The sequence below is a fragment of the Brevundimonas sp. genome (assembly GCF_965278935.1).
In the GTDB taxonomy this organism is placed as follows: Bacteria; Pseudomonadota; Alphaproteobacteria; order Caulobacterales; family Caulobacteraceae; genus Brevundimonas.
The window spans coordinates 2,703,910-2,720,527 of sequence record NZ_OZ257124.1 but is presented as its reverse complement, the minus strand read 5'-3'; the positions used below and the strand labels follow the sequence as shown (position 1 = coordinate 2,720,527).

Below are 16,618 nucleotides of genomic sequence, written 5' to 3'. Positions count from 1 at the left end.
CGGACTTACTCGGCGGCTTGGAACACGCCACAGGCGATCCGGTCGCCAGCCCCGCCGATCGGCTGGCTGACATGGTCGTCGCGGTTGGCGTGGACGAGGAATGACAGGCCGTCCTCGTCCATCAGGTCCATGCCTCGCATGCCCAGGCCCGATCCCGCGAGATAGACCTCCGCGTTCGCCACTCCGTCAGCGCCCGCATAGACGTTCTGCAGGTCGCCCAGGTCCGGACCGCCATTGGTGTTGAGCAGGCCGTGCGGCCGCTTCTCTGGATCGGGGTGGTTCACGTGCGCCCCGGCTGAGGTGAAGCCCGGGCCCTCGCAGGTCCCGACGGCATGCAGATGGACGCCGTGCCAGCCTTCTGGCCAGCCCTTGCCCTCGACTTTCATCAGGATGCCCAGCGGTCCGGCGAAAGCCGTAACCGTGCCGGCATCGCCGCCGTCGGCGGTGTGCAAGGTCGCCGTCGCGATCGGTGTGGGCGCAGGCGCGGGCGTCGGTGCAGGGGGCGGGGCCGCCGTCTGGGCGAGCGCGGCGCCGGCGCTCAGCAGGGAGCCGGCAGCGAGGAGAAGGGTGAGGGAGGAGGGGCGCATATTGGTCCTTTCACGGATCGCGGCGCCCCGGCGGCAAACTTTGCCTCGCGACGCCTCGGATGCTAGAAAACCGCACAGCGGATCACGTTCCGATTCCGGCCATCTAAAGCCTAAAATCCTTGACCGACGACAGCTACGAAAACGCCGCACCTCCTCCGGTCGGCGGCTCGGACATTTCCATGATTTCGATCGAGGACGAGCTGAAACGCTCCTACCTCGACTACGCCATGAGCGTGATCGTCAGCCGTGCGCTGCCGGACGCCCGTGACGGCCTGAAGCCGGTTCACCGCCGCATCCTCTATTCGATGCACGACCTGAACATGACGCCCGAGCGGTCGTACTCGAAGTGCGCCCGCGTCGTCGGCGACGTGCTGGGCCGCTTCCACCCGCACGGCGACGCCTCGGTCTATATGGCACTAGTCCGTATGGCCCAGCCCTTCTCGATGGGGCTGATGCTCATCGACGGCCAGGGCAACTTCGGATCGGTCGATGGCGATATGCCCGCCTCGATGCGATACACCGAGGCCCGCATGGCCCCGGCCGCCAGCGCCCTGCTGGCCGACATCGACAAGGACACCGTCGATTTCCAGCCGAACTACGACGAGAAGGAGCTGGAGCCCGTCGTCCTGCCGGCGCGGCTTCCCAATCTGCTGGTCAACGGCGCGGGCGGTATCGCCGTCGGCATGGCCACGAACATCCCGCCGCATAACTTGGGCGAGATCGTCGATGCGGCCGTGGCCCTGCTGGACGACCCGAACATCTCCGACGACGCCATCCTCGACATCGTGCCGGGGCCCGACTTCCCGACCGGCGGCGAGATCCTCGGCCGCACCGCGCCCCGCAATGCGCTCCGCGACGGTCGTGGTTCGGTCGTCGTGCGCGGCGTCGCCTCGGTCGAGACCATCCGCAAGGATCGCGAAGCGATCGTGGTCACCGAGCTGCCGTTCCAGGTCAATAAACAGACCCTGATCGAGCGCATCGCCGAGATGGTCCGCGAGAAACGCCTCGAAGGCATTTCCGACGTCCGCGACGAATCGGACCGCCAGGGCATGCGCATCGTCATCGAGCTGAAGCGCGATGCCTCGGGCGACGTCATCCTGAACCAGCTGTGGCGCTACACGGCCATGCAGTCGTCGTTCGGCGTCAACATGCTGGCCCTGAACCACGGCCGCCCGGAACAGATGGGCCTGCGCAAGATGCTCGAGGTCTTCCTCGACTTCCGCGAAGAGGTCGTGGTCCGACGCGTCAAGTTCGAGCTGGCGAAGGCCCGCGACCGCGGCCACGTGCTGGTCGGTCTGGCCGTCGCCGTCGCAAACATCGACGAGGTCATTCACATCATCCGCTCCTCGGCCGATCCGGCCGAAGCCCGCGAGCGTCTTCAGGCCAAGGCCTGGCCCGTGGGCGACATGATCGCCCTGGTCGAGCTGATCGCCGATCCGCGCTCGGTGCTGATCGACGGCGACAGTTTGAAGCTGACCGACGAACAGGCCCGCGCCATCCTGGGCCTGACGCTGAGCCGCCTGACCGGTCTCGGCCGCGACGACATCTTCGGCGAGGCGAGGGGCCTCGCTGATACGATCCAGGGCCACCTGACGATCCTGTCGGACCGCAAGAACATCATCGCCATCATTCGCGAGGACCTGCTGAAGGTGCGCGAGGAGTTCGCCGTGCCGCGCCGCACGACCATCGGGGAAGGCGACTTCGAACTGGAAGACGAGGACCTGATCCCGCGCGAGGACATGGTCGTCACCGTGACCCACGGCGGCTACGTCAAACGCGTCGCCCTGAACGCCTATCGGACCCAGCATCGCGGCGGCAAGGGCAAGTCGGGCATGACGATGAAGGACGAGGACGCCGTCGTCGGCGTCTTCTCCGCCTCGACCCACACCCCCGTTCTGTTCTTCGCCACCAACGGCAAGGCCTACAAGCTCAAGGTCTGGCGTCTGCCGCTCGGCGCCCCGACCTCGCGCGGCAAGGCCTTCGTCAACCTGCTGCCGATCGAGCCGGGCGATTCGATCATGAACGTCCTGCCCCTGCCCGAGGACGAGACGACTTGGGGCGACTACGATATCATGTTCGCCACCCGCTCCGGCGACGTGCGCCGGAACAAGCTGTCGGATTTCGCGACGGTCAACCGCGCCGGCAAGATCGCGATGAAGCTGGAAGACGGCGACCACATGGTCGGCGTGGCCCTGTGCACCGCCGAGGACGACGTGCTGCTGACCACCTCCGGCGGGCGCGCCATCCGTTTCAAGGCCGACGACGTCCGCGTCTTCAAGGGCCGCGACTCGACCGGCGTGCGCGGCGTCCGCCTCCAGGGCGACGACGTGGTCATCTCGATGGCTATTCTCGGCCGTGTCGACGCCACGCCCGACGAACGCGCCGCCTACGTCAAACACGCCAACGCCATGCGCCGCGCCACCGACGGCGAGGACGACACCGCCGTGGTCGAGGCGGATGACGAGGCCGAAGGCTCGGGCGACGCCGCCCTGTCGGTCGAGCGCATCGCCGAACTGGGCGCGGCCGAACAGTTCATCCTCACGGTCACCGAAACCGGCTTCGGCAAGCGCTCCTCGGCCTACGAGTACCGCCGAACCGGTCGCGGCGGGCAGGGGTTGACGGCCCATGGCCTCGGCGGTCGCGCGGGTACGCGTCTGGCCGCCGCCTTCCCGGTCGAGGAGTCGGACGATCTGCTGCTGGTCACCTCCAGCGGCCAGATGATCCGCACCCGCGTGGGCCAGGTCCGCATCGTCGGCCGCTCCAGCCAAGGCGTGACCATCTTCCGCACGGCCGAAGGCGAGAAGGTCGTGTCGGTGGAACGTCTGGCCGACAGCGGCGGCGATGACGCGCCCGAGGTCGAAGACACGAACGGCGATGAGGGCGGCGAGGACTGATCCCTCTCCCGGCGGGAGAGGGCTTGAAGCTCGCAGAGCGAAGCGATGCGTCTTCAGCCGAAAGGGTGAGGGGCTGGCTTCGCCGGTGAGCGCCGACCCCTCACCCTTTCGCGCAAGTCTGATCGCCTGTCGGCTCTCAGGCGCTCAAGCCCTCTCCCCCCGGGAGAGGGAAGCGTGACCACACTCCTCATCGACGGCCTCCCGCCGACCGACGACGACCTCCGCTATCAGGCCTTGGTCAACTACGGCGCCTACACCTCCTTCCGGCTTGAGGGCGGCGGCGTTCGTGGTCTCGACCTGCACCTCGCCCGCCTCGACGCCTCGGCGATCGAACTGTTCGGAGAACCCGTCGGCGAAGACCGTCTGCGCGACCTGATACGCACCGCCGTCGCGGACCGCGGCGACGCCTGGCTTCGCGTCAGCCTGTTCTCGCCCGACATCCTGCCCCGCAGCCCCTCGGCCGATGTCCCGCCGAGGGTCATGACCTCGGTCTCCCCGTCGCCATCGCCGCTTGCGACCTCGGTGCGCGCCCAGATCCGCACCTGTGTTCGCACCGACGCCCACATCAAGCACACGGCCATCTTCCCCCTGATCCGCGCCCGTCGTCTGGCGCGACAGGCCGGCTTCGACGACGCCCTGTTCGCCGACCCTGACGGGCTCGTCTCCGAAGGGGCCACCTGGAACATCGGCTTCCTGTCGGGGGATACGGTGGTCTGGCCCAGGGCCCCGATGCTGGATGGGGTGGCCCAGACCCTGATCAAGGCGAAGCTTCAGACGGTCGGCCTGAGCAGCGGGAGCCGGCCCGTCTTCGTCCGCGACCTCCCGGCCTTCGACGGCGCCTTCCTGTGCAACAGCGCGACCCCGGCCTGTCCGATCACGGCTATCGGCGACCACGTGTTCGCCGCCGCCCCGGACCGGATCGAGCGGCTGGCGCGCGCATGGGCGTCGAACCCGGTTCAGGCGATCTAGGCCCGGCCCGCGACGCCTGCTAATCAGGCCTCGCGGCGGGGAGAAAACGCATGCGGATCGGGCTCTACCCGGGGACCTTCGACCCCGTCACCAACGGCCACATGGACATCATCGGCCGGGCTGTGAAGCTGGTCGACCGGCTCGTGATCGGCGTGGCCCAGAACGACGACAAGGGCCCGCTGTTCACCACCGCCGAGCGCGTCGAGATGGTGAAGGCCGAGGTCTCGCGGCTGAATGCCGACATCGACGTTCAGCCCTTCTCGACCCTGCTGATGCATTTCGCCGAAAAGCTCGACGCCAACGTCATCGTGCGCGGCCTGCGCGCCGTGGCCGACTTCGAGTACGAGTTCCAGATGACGGCCATGAACCAGCGCCTCAATGACGACATCGAGACCGTGTTCCTGATGGCCGATCCGCGCCACCAGGCCATCGCCTCGCGGCTGGTCAAGGAAATCGCCCGGCTGGACGGAAACATCGACAGCTTCGTCAGCCCCGCCGTCGCCGCCGCCGTGCGCGACCGCGTCAAACGCTAGAACGCCTCAGGACACTGTTTTGAAGATCACGCCCTACGTCCTCGCCGCCGCCCTGGCGGTCCTCGCACCCGCCGCTTCAGCGCAGACCTCGCCTTCTCCTGCCGCGAGCGACTGGCGCACCATCGCGCCGGAGAATCTGCTGGTCATCGATACGTCCAAAGGCCGCATCCTGGTCGAGCTGGAGCCGCGCGCCGCGCCGCATCACGTCGAGCGGATCACCACCCTGGCCAACCAGGGCTTCTACGACGGCCTGAAATTCCACCGCGTCGTCACCGGCTTCATGGCCCAGACCGGCGATCCGCTCGGCACGGGGCAGGGCGGTTCGGACCTGCCCGACATCGCTGGCGAGTTCACCTTCCGGCGCGGTCGTGACGCCCAGTTCGCCCCGATCCAGGGAGGCGCTCCGGCCGGGCTCGTCGGTCTGGTCGGCTCCCTGCCGGTGGCGACCCAGCCCGACGCCCAGATGATGGTGACCGCCGACTTCAAGACCGACGCCACGGGCCTGTTCTGCACCGGCGTCGCCGGTATGGCCCGCTCCAGCGCGCCGAACAGCGCCAACAGCCAGTTCTATCTGATGATGGCCACCAACCCGGTCCTGAATGGGACCTACACCGCCTTCGGCCGTATCGTGTCGGGGCTGAACGTCCTCAGCCTTCTCAAGGCCGGTCCGGACGGGTCCGTGATCGTCGACCCCGACGCCATGACCCATGTGCGCACCGCCGCCGCCCTGCCGGAAGGCGAGCGTCCGACGGTCCGCGTTCTGGACGCCCGCTCGGCCGCCTTCGCGGCCCATGTCGAAGAGGTTCGCGCCGCGCGTGGCGCACAATTCACGGTCTGCGACGTGCAGCCGGTGGCCGAGGTTACGGGGGGATGACGATGCGGGTGACGGCTCTGGCGATCGGTCTGGTTCTGGCGGGCGCCTCCGTCGCCCGGGCGCAGGAGACGGCGGCGACCGCCCCGGCCCAGGCTCCGGCTCAAGCCGCCTCCGCTCCGACGGACTGGCGCACCGTTCCCGCCGACAACCTGATGATCATCGACACCAACCGGGGTCGCATTCTGGTCGAGCTGGCGCCCGAGGCTGCGCCCCTGCACGTCGAGCGGATGCGCCTGCTGACCCGTCGCGCCTTCTTCGACGGCATCGTCTTCCACCGCGTCATCGACGGCTTCATGGCCCAGACCGGCGATCCGCTGGGCAATGGCGAAGGCCAGAGCCCTTACCCCGACATCAAGGGTGAGTTCACCTTCCGCCGCGGACCCGAGACGCCCTTCACCCCCGTCGCCTCGCCGGCCGGCGCCATGCTGGGCTTCCTCAACAGCCTGCCGATCCAGACCCAGCCGACTTCGCTGATGGCCACGACCGGCGACGGCAAGGTGCATGGCTGGGGCGCCTATTGCCCCGGCGTCGCCGGCATGGCCCGCGACGATGCGCCCGACAGCGCCAACTCCCAGTTCTTCCTGATGCGCCAGCCCTATCCGGCGCTCGACAAGCGCTACACCGTCTGGGGCAATGTCGTGTCGGGCCTCGACGTCGTGCGTGCCATCAAGGTCGGCGACGGCGACAATGGCGCGGTCACCGCCGATCCCGACCGCATGATCCGCGTCCGCATCGCCTCCGACCTGCCCGAGGCCGAACGGCCGGTGGTTCAGGTGCTGGACACGGCCTCGGCCGCCTTCCGCACCCTTGCCGACGGCGTGCGCACGGCGCGGGGCGCGGACTTCTCGATCTGCGACATCGTTCTGCCGGTTCAGGTCTCGGGCGCGCCGGCTCCCGCCGCCTGACCCCCGCGACCCCGGCCCCGGCCGCGTCGACGTTTCTGGGGTTTCCGGGCCTCGCGCATCTGCTGCAGCAACAGGCCCTCGCGCAGGCCCCGGTCCGCGACCCGCACCCGTTCGCTGGGCCAGGCCCGCTGTACGGCGTCCAGGATCGCGGCGCCCGCCAGCACCAGATCGGCGCGGTCCGGCCCGATACAGGCCTCCGCCGCCCGGCCTTTCGGCCCCATCGCCTTCAGCTTGGCCGCCGCCGCATCGCATTCGGTCCGCGTCATCCACAGCCCGTCGACCCGGTCCCGCTGATAGCGCCGCAGGTTCAGGTGCACGCCCGCCAGACTGGTGATCGCGCCTGAGGTCCCGACCAGGTGGCCCCGGCCGGTCGCGAACAGTCGCCGGAACTCGGCGTCGTCGAACTCGCCGACCGCCAGGGCTTCGCCCATGTCCCCGACCATGGCCTCGTACCAGGCTTCGGCCGCCTCGGCCGGTTCGGGATGCCGCTCGGCCAGGGTCACGACGCCCAGGGGCGCCGACATCCAGGCGACCGTCTTCATCTCCGTCCCCGACTTCCTCAGCCAGGACAGCTCCGTCGATCCCCCGCCGACGTCGATGACCAGCACCGCCTCCGCCTTCGGGTCGAACAGGTTCAGACACCCCTCGACCGACAGCCGCGCCTCCTCGGCCGGATCGATGATGCGCAGCTTCAGGCCGGTCCCGCGTCGGACGCGATCGATGAATTCCTGACCGTTCTCGGCCTGCCGACAGGCCTGGGTGGCGACGGCGCTCAACCGGACGGAATCGACCCCGCGTCGCACGACCCGTTCCGCGCACAGGGCCAGGGCTTCGTAGGCCCGGTCCATCGCGGCGGCGTCCAGCCGCCCTGTCCGCGACAGGCCTTCGCCCAGTCTCACGATGCGGCTGAAGCTGTCGACCACGCGGAAGCCCGCCCGCGCCGGACGCGCGATCAGCAGGCGACAATTGTTGGTCCCCAGATCAAGGGCGCCGAACACGGGACCGTCGCGACCCGACGAATCCCGCATGGACGCCCGTTGGACCCGGGACCGCTCGTCGCGCTTTCGCGGCGCGCCGTCGGGTTCCGGCATGGGCCGAACTTTCATGTGGGCGCGTCCGGAACGGGCGCCCGTCCCGATCAACCTAGCGTCGCCGAACCGTCCGCGCCAAGCCTATCTGTCGCGAAGATGAACGAGACGACCGGCATCCCGCTCAGGCGCGGCGCCGTATCCGTTCATCATGACCCAGTTCCAGACAGCGAAATTCGGCCTCGGCCAGATCGTGCGTCACCGCGAGGAATCCTTCCGCGGCGTGGTCGTCGATGTCGACGCCGCCTATGCCGGCCCTGCGAACGAGCCTGGCCCGGACCAGCGCGACCAGCCCTTCTATCGCGTCCTGGCCATGGGCGAGGGCGCCGGCTTCCTGATCTACGCCGCCGAGAACGTGCTCGAACACGATCCCGACGTCGCGCCCCTGTCCGCCGACGAGCAATCGCGCTGGTTCGCCATGGATGGACTGGGCCATATCGCCCCGCGCGCGCAACCGATCCACTGATCCGGAGATTGGCTCTTCGCCGCCGGGTCTCTAGACTGGCGGTTCAAGGAGCGCGTGATGGCTGATTTCGAACATGTCTTTCAGGCCCCGCCCGAGGGCGCGGCGGCGGACTGGACGATCTCGCAGAATTGGCGCGCCTATACCCAGGTCGAACACGACACCTGGGACACCCTCTACGCCCGCCAGATCGAGGTGCTGAACGGCCGCGCCTGCGACGCCTTCATGAAGGGGCTGCAGGCCCTGAACCTGAATACCGGCGGCATTCCCGACTTCGCCCTGATGAACGCCAAGCTGAAGGCGCTCACCGGCTGGACCGTGGTCTGCGTGCCCGGCCTTGTGCCCGACGAGGTGTTCTTCGACCATCTGGCCAACCGCCGCTTCCCGTCCGGCCAGTTCATCCGCAAGCCCGATCAGCTCGACTACCTGCAGGAACCGGACATCTTCCACGACGTGTTCGGCCACGTCCCGATGCTGACCGACCCGAACTTCGCCGACTACATGCAGGCCTACGGCAAGGGCGGCCAGCGGGCGCAGGGCCTCGGCATGCTCAAGAACCTGGCGCGCCTCTACTGGTATACGGTCGAGTTCGGCCTGATGGACGAGGGCTCGGGCCTGCGCATCTACGGCGCCGGCATCGTCTCCTCGGCGTCGGAGAGCGTCTTCGCCCTCGAGGATCCGTCGCCGAACCGCATCGCCTTCGACCTGGAGCGGATCATGCGGACCGACTACCGCATCGACGACTTCCAGCAGGTCTATTTCGTCATCCCCTCGATCGAGGCCCTGAACGATGCCACGCTCGAGGACTTCGGCCCCATCTACGACCGGCTGAAGGGCGCGTCCGAGATCGGCATCGAGGCGATCCAGCCCTACGACCGGGTCATCACCCACGGCACCCAGGCCTATGCCCACAAGGGCGGGAGATTCGCGGCATGATGCGCACGATCACACTCGTCCTGATCGCCGGCTTCGCCGTCACGGCCGCCGCCTGCACCGAATCCAAACGCGCCCGGAATGCCGCGACCTGGGGCGACAAGCCCGCCGACGTCACCTGCTGGACCTATGGGACGCAGACCTTCTCCGGCCGCTCGACGGGCAAGGTCGAGTACAACGACGAAGGCCGCCTCGCCTTCGTTGACGCCGCCAATGGCCGCTACACCACCATCGATGGGGACTGCCGGGTGGTCTATCTGGCCGAGGGCGAGGCGGCTGCGCCTGCGACAACCGCTGCCCCGGCTCAGGTCGAGCCCGCCGCCGATGCAGAGGTTGCTGCTGGTCGGCCGGAAAAAATCCCGGCTCAATAACGTCTGCGGTCAGGCCTGCTCGTCGGTGATCAGGCTTTTCGCCTTCGTATCCCGCATGAGGACGTAGGTGATCAACGAGATGCCGATCATCCCGGTCACGTACCAGAAATACAGGCTCTCGCGTCCGTCGAGCTTGAACCACAGGGCGACGTATTCGGCCGTCCCGCCGAAGGCCGCATTGGCGATGGCGTAGGGCAGGGCGACGCCCAGCGCGCGGATATGGGCCGGGAACAACTCGGCCTTCACCACGGCGTTGATGGCCGTATAGCCCGACACGATGACCAGGGCCGCCAGCGACAGGGCGAAGGCAGCGAACGCATCGGTCGTCACAGCCAGGGTGCTCATGATCGGCACGGTCAGGAACAGGCCCAGCACCCCGAAGGCGATCATAACGGGCTTCCTGCCGATCCGGTCCGACAGCGCCCCGACCAGAGGCTGGATCAGCATGAAGATCAGCAGGGCCGCCGCCGAAATCTCGGTCGCCTGGGCCTTGGAGAAGCCCGAGGTGTTGGTCAGGAATTTCTGCAGATAAGTCGTGTAGGTATAGAAGGCGAGGGTCCCGCCGGCCGTCAGGCCGATGACGATCAGCGCTTCCTTCGGATGCCGCAGCACCAGCTCCAGAGCACTGGATTTCGGCGCAGAGCGCGTCTCCTCCGACTGGAAGGCCCGGGTCTCGTCCAGCCGGCGACGCAGCCAGAACACCACGACCGCCAGCCCCGCCCCGACGAAGAACGGAATGCGCCACGCCCAGGCGCTCAACGCCTCGTCGCCCAGCGTCCGCTGCAACACGATCAGCAGAGCCAGAGCCAGAAGCTGGCCCGAGATCAGCGTCACATACTGGAAGCTCGACCAGAAGCCGCGATGCCTGGCCGTCGCCATCTCCGACAGATAGGTGGCGCTCGATCCGTATTCCCCGCCGACGCTGAGGCCCTGCATCATCCGCGCGACCAGCAGCAGGGCGGGCGCCGCGATGCCTATGGTCGCATAACCGGGCGTACAGGCGATCAGCAGCGACCCCGCGCACATCAGGCTGACCGACAGGGTCAGGCCCGCCTTGCGCCCCTTGCGATCCGAATAGACCCCCATGACCCAGGCCCCGATCGGACGCATCAGGAAACCGACCGCGAAGATAGCGGCGGTGGCCAGCAGTTGCGCGGTGTCATCGCCCTTCGGGAAGAAGACCGGCGCGAAATACAGGGTGAAGGCCGCATAGGCGTACCAGTCGAACCACTCGACCAGATTGCCGGCCGATCCGCCGATGATGTTCCTCAGGCGGCGGGCGGGGGTCATCTCGGGGTGCGCGTCGGTCATGGCCCTTGGGTATCAGCCGGCGAGCGGCTTGCCCATGCGCACCAGTGGCACGGGCGCTCCGCCGCGATCGTCCTCGAACCGCTCGATCTCGCGATAGCCGGCGGCAAGGTACAGCGGCTCCCCGCCCAGGGTCGCGACCAGTTCGACCGAGGTGTAGCCCTCGGCGCGCGCGGCGGTCTCGCACAGGTCCAGGATCATCCGTCCGATGCCGCGCCTCAGGAAATCCGGGTGGGTGTACATGGCCCGCACCCGCGCCGCATCGACGCCCGGCGTCAGCGGCTCCGGAACCCGCCCGGGCGTATGGTCCCCGCCATAGGTCGTGATCCTCCGGCTCCAGCCGCCGCAGGCCGCGAGCACGCCGTCCGCCTCGACGATGAAATAGGTCCTGTCGGCGATGATCTGGCTGTCCAGCCCCATCAGCACCCGGCTGGCCGCGACCTGCTCCGCCGTCAGGAAGTCCGCCAGTGGGCCCGAGATGGCCAGATCCATCAGGACGACCAGCGCCGGAATGTCGGCCTCTGTCGCGATCCGGTGGGTCAGGGTCATCGCGCGTTCGGGCCGATCAGGTCCGCTGGAAGGGATAGAAGCCGCCGCCCAGCTCAAGCAGGGCCGTGAGTTCGTCCAGTGCGCCCCGGCTCTCATCGATCAGGGCCGGATCGGCGAGGTCGGCGGGCGCCAGTGTCTCCCGATACCAGCGGCCGGCCCAGGCGGCCAGACGCGCATGCAGGTCTTCGGTCAGCCGCATCGCCGGGTTGGTCGCCGCCAGCTCGTCCCCGGTCAGCACGACCCGCAAACGCAGACACGCCGGTCCGCCGCCGTTCCGCATTGACTGACGCACATCGACGTATTCGACCCGCCCGATCGGCCCGTTCGATCCGACCAGCCGCTGCGCCACCGCATGGGCGCGCGCATTGTCCCGCGTCTCCGTCGGGCAGATCAGCGTCAGCCGGCTCTCGCCCGGCAGCGAGACCAGCATGGAGTTGAACAGATAGGAGGAAATCGCATCCGCCAGCGGCAGGTCGGCCTCCGACACCTCGACAAAGATCGGTTCGAACCCGTTCGCCGCCGTCCGGATGGCCGCATGGGTTCCGGCCGTGTCCTCGAACGCCAGCGCATGATGGAACAAGGTGTCCAGCGCGCCCACGCAGACCACGTCGTTGTGGAAGGTCCCGCCCGCGATCGCCGCCCGCGACTGCTGCGCCAGCACCGCGCCGCTCGCCCCATGTCGTCGCGCGATGGCCTCCGATGCCTGCCGTGTCTGCCGGGCAGGCCAGGGCCCGTCCCAGGCCTCGAACGCATCGCGCCCCCAGACCAGCAGGTTCACGCCCGGCTCCCCATGCCCGGCGCACAGACGCACATGGTTCGCCGCCCCCTCGTCAGCCAGATGCGCCACCGGCCACAGGGCGTCGTGCACCGCGAACCGCCCGGGATCGGGGAACAGCGCCTCAAGCGCCCGCTTCGTCTGCGCATGCTCCAGCGACCGGTGCAGGTTCGTATGCAGATTGGCGGGCGTGAAATGCACCCGCCCGTCGGCGCTGTCAGCCGAAGGCGTCACCGTCGCCGCATTGGCCGCCCACATCGGCGAGGCCGAACAGGCGGCGGCGGCGAATGTCGGCGCCTCCTTCCACGTCCGCTCCAGCACGGCCGCATCCGACCCGCCGAACCCCAGCCCGCGCAGGAACGGAATGTCCGGCCGCTCATGCGGCGGCAGGACGAACTGCGGCAGACCCAGGTCCGCCAGCCGCTTCATCTTGTCGAGCCCCTGCAGCACCGCCGCCCTCGGGTTCGATGCCTGCCCCGCGTTCAGGCTCGCCGCCAGATTCCCCGGCGACAGCCCCGCATAGGAATGCGTCGGCCCGATCAGCCCGTCAGCATTGGCTTCGACGGCGGAGGTCATTTCAGCCCCCGGATCTCGCCCTCGATGTTCTTCACGGCGCCCGCCTCGAAACTGGCCACCGGATAGGCGCAGTAGTCGGCGGCGTAATACGCCGACGGCCGGTGGTTGCCCGACGCGCCGAGCCCCCCGAACGGCATGTCCCCCGCCGCGCCTGTCGTCGGCCGGTTGAAGTTCACGACCCCGGCCCGGATGCGCCGGATGAAGGTGTCCCAGTTCTTTGGATCGTCACTGACCAGCCCCGCCGACAGGCCGTAGCGCGTCGCATTGGCCGCTTCGATCGCCGCCTCGAACGACCCGACCCGCGTTACCGACAGGAAGGGCGCGAACATTTCCTCGTCGGGCACATCGACGCCGGTCACGTCGATCATGGCCGGATGTACGAAGGCCCCGCCGAGGCTGTCGATCGTCCCCGGCGCCAGCAGCACCTTGGCCCCCCCGTCGATCCGGTCGCTCACCGCTCCGAGCGCCTGGTCCGCCGCCCGCTTCGAGATCAGCGGACCGGCGTAGGGTTCCGGCGTCTGGTCCCAGGCTCCGAAGATCAGCCGGTGCGTCAGCCCGATCACCGCTTCAATGATCCGGTCCCCCGCCGCGCCCTCCGGCACGATCAGCCGCCGCGCGCACGAGCACCTCTGCCCCGTCGTCACGAAGGCCGACTGCACCACGATGCCCGCCACGGCCTCCGCATCCGCCGCATCCCAGATCACCAGCGGATTGTTGCCGCCCAGTTCCAGCGCCAGGATCACATGCGGATCGTCGGCGAACTTGCGCCGGAAATGCGCGCCCGCCGCGCCCGACCCGGTGAACATCAGGGCGTCGATCTTCTGGTCCAGCAGCGCCGCCCCGACATCCCGCCCGCCCTGCACCAGGTTGAACACCCCGGCCGGCAGGTCCGCCTCCTCCAGGCATTCGGCCATCAGCTGGCCCGCGTGCGGCGTCTCCTCCGACGGCTTGAACACGACCGTGTCCCCCGCCAGCAGGGCCGGCACGATGTGCCCGTTCGGCAGGTGTCCCGGGAAGTTGAACGGTCCCAGCACCGCCGCCACGCCATGCGGCCGATGGCGCAGGGTCGCCGACCCGAACGCCGTCTCCGCCGTCCGCTCTCCGGTCCGCTCGTCATAGGCGCGGATCGAGAGATCGACCTTGCCGGCCATCGACCCCAGTTCGGCCGTGGTCTCCCACAGCGCCTTGCCCGTCTCGCGGCTGATGGCCTCAGCGAAGGCCGGCGCCCGCGCCTTCAGCGCCGCCTGATACCGCTTCATCGCCGCGATCCGTTCGTCGCGCGGCCGGTCGGCCCAGTCCGGGAAGGCCGCGCGCGCCGCCTCGACCGCCGCCCCGACCTGCGCGCCAGACGCCTCGTTCCCGCGCCAGACCCGCGTCTCGGTCGCCGGATCGAACGAGGCGAACCCGTCTCCCGCACCCTCGGTCCAGGCGCCGTTCAGATAGAGTTTGCCGTCGCTCATGACTTCACCCGCACCACATCGCCGTCCCGCACCTTCAGCGCCGCTGCCGTCTCGGGCGCAACACGCACGGTCTCGCCCTCGACCACGGCCTTCGCCCGGACAGCCCGGAACGCCTCGACGCTGTCCGTCGAAATCAAGGCCGGCAGCTCCGCCTCGAAGTCCCCGGACACCACGACCGACAACCGCCGCGCATCCCGCACCGTCCGGATATGATCCCTCGGACAGGTCACCGTCGGCCCGGCGTCGAAGATGTCCACCAGCCCGTTCGGCCGGAACCCTTCGCTCTCCAGCAAGGCCATCGCCGCCACGCCCTGCGGATGAACCTTTCCGATCACCGCCCGCGCCGCCTCGGGCAGCAGGTCGACATAGATCGGATGGCGCGGCGCCAGGTCCAGGATGAACTGCTTGTCCGTCGACCCCGTCATCATGTCCGCCTGGTCGAACGGCATGGGGAAGAATTTATGCGCCACATGGTCCCAGAACGGACAGGCCCCATCGGGCGTGAACACCCCGCGCAGCTCGGCCAGCACCGTCTCGGCGAACAGCTCCGGCTGGGCCCCGATCAGCATGTAGCGCGACTGGCTCAGCAATCGCCCCGCGCCGCCTTTGCGCCGGTCCGCCTTGAGGAACAGCGACCCCACCTCGGTCCAGCCCGAGCATTCGTTGACCAGGGTCAGGGTCTGGTGATCCATACGGATGCCCAACGACGGGGACTGCGCCGGATTGTTCGAAATCCGGAACGAGAAGAACGGCCGCTTGAGCCCCACCGTCGCCTTGACGCTGGCGATGCCGTCGACGTCGCCGGTGTCGGTCTCCTCCATCATCAGGGTGAACCAGCGGTCCGGCACGGGGATGGCGCCCGTGAAACTGTCGCGGCTGACGTCCAGCCGTTCCGACAGCTGGTCCGGATCCTCGGGCAGGCTGGTGAACCCCGGCCCCGACAGGATGGCCAGTTCCAGCAGGTGATCGAGGTCGCCGGGACCGGCGGGGCGGACGACGAGCATTTACAAAGTCTCCAGCCGAAGGCGTTTCAGCCGCTCGGCGTCGATCTCGCCCGAGGCGATCTTGCACAGCATCAGGGTCGACAGCTGCGCCCGTTCGACGAAGCTGTCGGGCCAGGCGAACTCCTCGGACGAGTGGATCAGCCCGCCGCGCACCCCGAGCGTGTCGATGTTCGGCAGGCCGGCGGCGTGCAGATTGTTGCCCTCGCACACCCCGCCCGACGGCGACCAGGCGATCGCCTGACCCAGCAGGGCGCCGGTCTCGCGCACGGCCTCGAACAGGGCGGTCTGGGACGCATCCATCGGCTTGGGCGCCCGCGTCATCCCGCCGTGCAGATCCAGACTCAGCCCCTCGAACGGCGGCGTCGAAACGATCTCCCCGATCGCATCCGTCACCCACGCAGCGCTCTGCGCGTCCGGCACGCGGACATTGAACCGCACCACCGCATTGTCGGCCACGACGTTCAGCGCTCCGCCGCCGGAGATGCGCGCCACATTGACCGTCACCCCCTCGCGACGCCCGTTCAGCGCGTGCAGGGCCGCCGCGATCATCGCCGCCCCGGCCACGGCGTTCGCCCCCTCATGGAAGGCCCGCCCCGCATGCGCCGCCTTGCCGGAGACGATCAGGTGGAAATTCCCGCTGCCCTTCCGCGCCCCCGCCAAGGTCCCGTCCGCCAGCGCCGGCTCATAGGTCATGCCCACATGCCCGCGCACGCCGAGCTCGGCCAGCAGCGGCGCCGAGGCCGGGGACCCGATCTCCTCGTCCGGCGACAACAGGACGGTCCATCCGACCCGCTCCCGCTCCGGATGGGTCTCGAACGCCTCCAGCGCGCCCAGCATGACGGAGATGCCGCCCTTCATGTCGGCGATGCCCGGCCCGTTCAACGCGCCGTCGGGGCGCGCCACGACGGTCTGGAAGCCGCTGTCCGCCGGATAGACGGTGTCATAGTGGCCGGTCAGCACGACCTGGATCGGCGCCTCGGGCCGCGCGGTGATCTTCAGTGCATCGGCCCGCGCCTGCGGTCGCAGCGACCCGTCGTCGCCGATGGTGGAGAACCCCTGCGTCGGAATGCGTTCGACCGTCGCCGGCAGCTTCGACGCCTCGGCCTCGAGCAGACCCAGCACGGCCTCCAGCCCTGCCGCATGATCGCTGCCGGAGTTGACGTTCGCCCACCGAACCGCGCGATCGATCAGATCGGCCTCGCCCCGCCCGACCAGGTCGAGGGCGGCCTGATCCTGTGGGAGAATCCGCATGATGGGACTTCTAGCCGGGGCGGCGGGAAAGGTGAAGGCGGGGTGTTGTCACGGCAAGATCGCGCATAGGCTGCAGGG

At 68.9% G+C, this 16,618-nt stretch carries 16 protein-coding genes; 8 read left to right on the top strand and 8 right to left on the bottom strand.

Annotation, left to right across the window (positions count from 1 at the left end; all coding sequences use genetic code 11):
* Positions 1-5 precede the first annotated feature (5 nt).
* Positions 6-587: a superoxide dismutase family protein gene (locus ACQY68_RS13550; protein WP_428150016.1), complete on the bottom strand. Its 582-nt coding sequence runs from the start codon at positions 585-587 to the stop codon at positions 6-8.
* 179 nt (positions 588-766) lie between these two features.
* Here ACQY68_RS13550 and gyrA point away from each other — a divergent pair, with 179 nt between their 5' ends.
* From gyrA to ACQY68_RS13525, 5 genes are all read left to right on the top strand, one after another.
* A complete protein-coding gene (gene gyrA, locus ACQY68_RS13545; RefSeq protein WP_428150015.1) occupies positions 767-3,481 on the top strand; it encodes a DNA gyrase subunit A in 2,715 nt (904 codons plus the stop codon).
* Between the two features lie 174 nt (positions 3,482-3,655).
* On the top strand, positions 3,656-4,450 hold the full coding sequence (locus tag ACQY68_RS13540) for an aminotransferase class IV (protein WP_428150014.1): 795 nt from the start codon (positions 3,656-3,658) through the stop codon (positions 4,448-4,450).
* A gap of 50 nt (positions 4,451-4,500) precedes the next feature.
* Positions 4,501-4,983 carry a pantetheine-phosphate adenylyltransferase gene (coaD, locus tag ACQY68_RS13535; protein WP_428150012.1) on the top strand — a complete coding sequence of 161 codons (483 nt, stop codon included), beginning with the start codon at positions 4,501-4,503 and terminating at the stop codon, positions 4,981-4,983.
* Positions 4,984-5,002: 19 nt separating this feature from the next.
* Positions 5,003-5,857 (top strand): peptidylprolyl isomerase, encoded by an 855-nt coding sequence (locus tag ACQY68_RS13530; RefSeq protein ID WP_428150010.1) that lies wholly within the window; start codon positions 5,003-5,005, stop codon positions 5,855-5,857.
* Positions 5,854-6,762: a peptidylprolyl isomerase gene (locus ACQY68_RS13525; protein WP_428150009.1), complete on the top strand. Its 909-nt coding sequence runs from the start codon at positions 5,854-5,856 to the stop codon at positions 6,760-6,762. The genes ACQY68_RS13530 and ACQY68_RS13525 overlap by 4 nt, the downstream gene beginning before the upstream one ends.
* Here ACQY68_RS13525 and ACQY68_RS13520 read toward each other — a convergent pair.
* Positions 6,729-7,853: a Ppx/GppA phosphatase family protein gene (locus tag ACQY68_RS13520; RefSeq protein WP_428152669.1), complete on the bottom strand. Its 1,125-nt coding sequence runs from the start codon at positions 7,851-7,853 to the stop codon at positions 6,729-6,731. The two genes, ACQY68_RS13525 and ACQY68_RS13520, sit on opposite strands and share 34 nt — an antisense overlap.
* A gap of 148 nt (positions 7,854-8,001) precedes the next feature.
* Here ACQY68_RS13520 and hspQ point away from each other — a divergent pair, with 148 nt between their 5' ends.
* Genes hspQ through ACQY68_RS13505 form a run of 3 tightly spaced genes read left to right on the top strand, consistent with a single transcriptional unit; the run spans position 8,002 to position 9,617 of the window.
* Positions 8,002-8,316: a heat shock protein HspQ gene (gene hspQ / locus ACQY68_RS13515; protein ID WP_428150007.1), complete on the top strand. Its 315-nt coding sequence runs from the start codon at positions 8,002-8,004 to the stop codon at positions 8,314-8,316.
* Positions 8,317-8,373: 57 nt separating this feature from the next.
* Positions 8,374-9,249, top strand: coding sequence for a phenylalanine 4-monooxygenase (gene phhA, locus ACQY68_RS13510; RefSeq protein ID WP_428150005.1), 876 nt, complete (start codon positions 8,374-8,376; stop codon positions 9,247-9,249).
* Positions 9,246-9,617: a hypothetical protein gene (locus tag ACQY68_RS13505; protein ID WP_428150003.1), complete on the top strand. Its 372-nt coding sequence runs from the start codon at positions 9,246-9,248 to the stop codon at positions 9,615-9,617. The genes phhA and ACQY68_RS13505 overlap by 4 nt, the downstream gene beginning before the upstream one ends.
* Before the next feature lie 9 nt (positions 9,618-9,626).
* Here ACQY68_RS13505 and ACQY68_RS13500 read toward each other — a convergent pair whose 3' ends face one another.
* From ACQY68_RS13500 to ACQY68_RS13475, 6 genes are read right to left on the bottom strand one after another with little or no spacing between them, the layout of a single operon-like run.
* On the bottom strand, positions 9,627-10,928 hold the full coding sequence (locus tag ACQY68_RS13500) for an MFS transporter (protein WP_428150002.1): 1,302 nt from the start codon (positions 10,926-10,928) through the stop codon (positions 9,627-9,629).
* A gap of 12 nt (positions 10,929-10,940) precedes the next feature.
* Positions 10,941-11,474, bottom strand: coding sequence for a GNAT family N-acetyltransferase (locus ACQY68_RS13495; protein ID WP_428150001.1), 534 nt, complete (start codon positions 11,472-11,474; stop codon positions 10,941-10,943).
* A gap of 16 nt (positions 11,475-11,490) precedes the next feature.
* The gene (gene astB / locus ACQY68_RS13490; protein ID WP_428150000.1) at positions 11,491-12,825 is read right to left on the bottom strand and encodes an N-succinylarginine dihydrolase; all 1,335 of its coding nucleotides are present in this window, start codon (positions 12,823-12,825) and stop codon (positions 11,491-11,493) included.
* Positions 12,822-14,285, bottom strand: a complete 1,464-nt coding sequence (gene astD, locus ACQY68_RS13485) for a succinylglutamate-semialdehyde dehydrogenase (RefSeq protein ID WP_428149998.1) — start codon at positions 14,283-14,285, stop codon at positions 12,822-12,824. Before astD ends, astB begins: the two co-directional genes overlap by 4 nt.
* The gene (locus ACQY68_RS13480; RefSeq protein WP_428149996.1) at positions 14,282-15,289 is read right to left on the bottom strand and encodes an arginine N-succinyltransferase; all 1,008 of its coding nucleotides are present in this window, start codon (positions 15,287-15,289) and stop codon (positions 14,282-14,284) included. The genes astD and ACQY68_RS13480 overlap by 4 nt, the downstream gene beginning before the upstream one ends.
* Entirely contained in the window at positions 15,290-16,540 is a 1,251-nt protein-coding gene (locus tag ACQY68_RS13475; RefSeq protein ID WP_428149994.1) for a hydrolase, read from the bottom strand.
* Positions 16,541-16,618: the final 78 nt, after the last annotated feature.

Coding starts and splice junctions, on each gene's coding strand:
- ACQY68_RS13525 (WP_428150009.1), top strand. CDS start 5,854: ATGACGATGCGGGTGACGGCTCTGGCGATCGGTCTGGTTCTGGCGGGC.
- ACQY68_RS13520 (WP_428152669.1), bottom strand. CDS start 7,853: ATGCCGGAACCCGACGGCGCGCCGCGAAAGCGCGACGAGCGGTCCCGG.
- hspQ (WP_428150007.1), top strand. CDS start 8,002: ATGACCCAGTTCCAGACAGCGAAATTCGGCCTCGGCCAGATCGTGCGT.
- gyrA (WP_428150015.1), top strand. CDS start 767: ATGATTTCGATCGAGGACGAGCTGAAACGCTCCTACCTCGACTACGCC.
- coaD (WP_428150012.1), top strand. CDS start 4,501: ATGCGGATCGGGCTCTACCCGGGGACCTTCGACCCCGTCACCAACGGC.
- astB (WP_428150000.1), bottom strand. CDS start 12,825: ATGACCTCCGCCGTCGAAGCCAATGCTGACGGGCTGATCGGGCCGACG.
- ACQY68_RS13505 (WP_428150003.1), top strand. CDS start 9,246: ATGATGCGCACGATCACACTCGTCCTGATCGCCGGCTTCGCCGTCACG.
- ACQY68_RS13495 (WP_428150001.1), bottom strand. CDS start 11,474: ATGACCCTGACCCACCGGATCGCGACAGAGGCCGACATTCCGGCGCTG.
- ACQY68_RS13480 (WP_428149996.1), bottom strand. CDS start 15,289: ATGCTCGTCGTCCGCCCCGCCGGTCCCGGCGACCTCGATCACCTGCTG.
- ACQY68_RS13500 (WP_428150002.1), bottom strand. CDS start 10,928: ATGACCGACGCGCACCCCGAGATGACCCCCGCCCGCCGCCTGAGGAAC.
- astD (WP_428149998.1), bottom strand. CDS start 14,285: ATGAGCGACGGCAAACTCTATCTGAACGGCGCCTGGACCGAGGGTGCG.
- ACQY68_RS13475 (WP_428149994.1), bottom strand. CDS start 16,540: ATGCGGATTCTCCCACAGGATCAGGCCGCCCTCGACCTGGTCGGGCGG.
- phhA (WP_428150005.1), top strand. CDS start 8,374: ATGGCTGATTTCGAACATGTCTTTCAGGCCCCGCCCGAGGGCGCGGCG.
- ACQY68_RS13550 (WP_428150016.1), bottom strand. CDS start 587: ATGCGCCCCTCCTCCCTCACCCTTCTCCTCGCTGCCGGCTCCCTGCTG.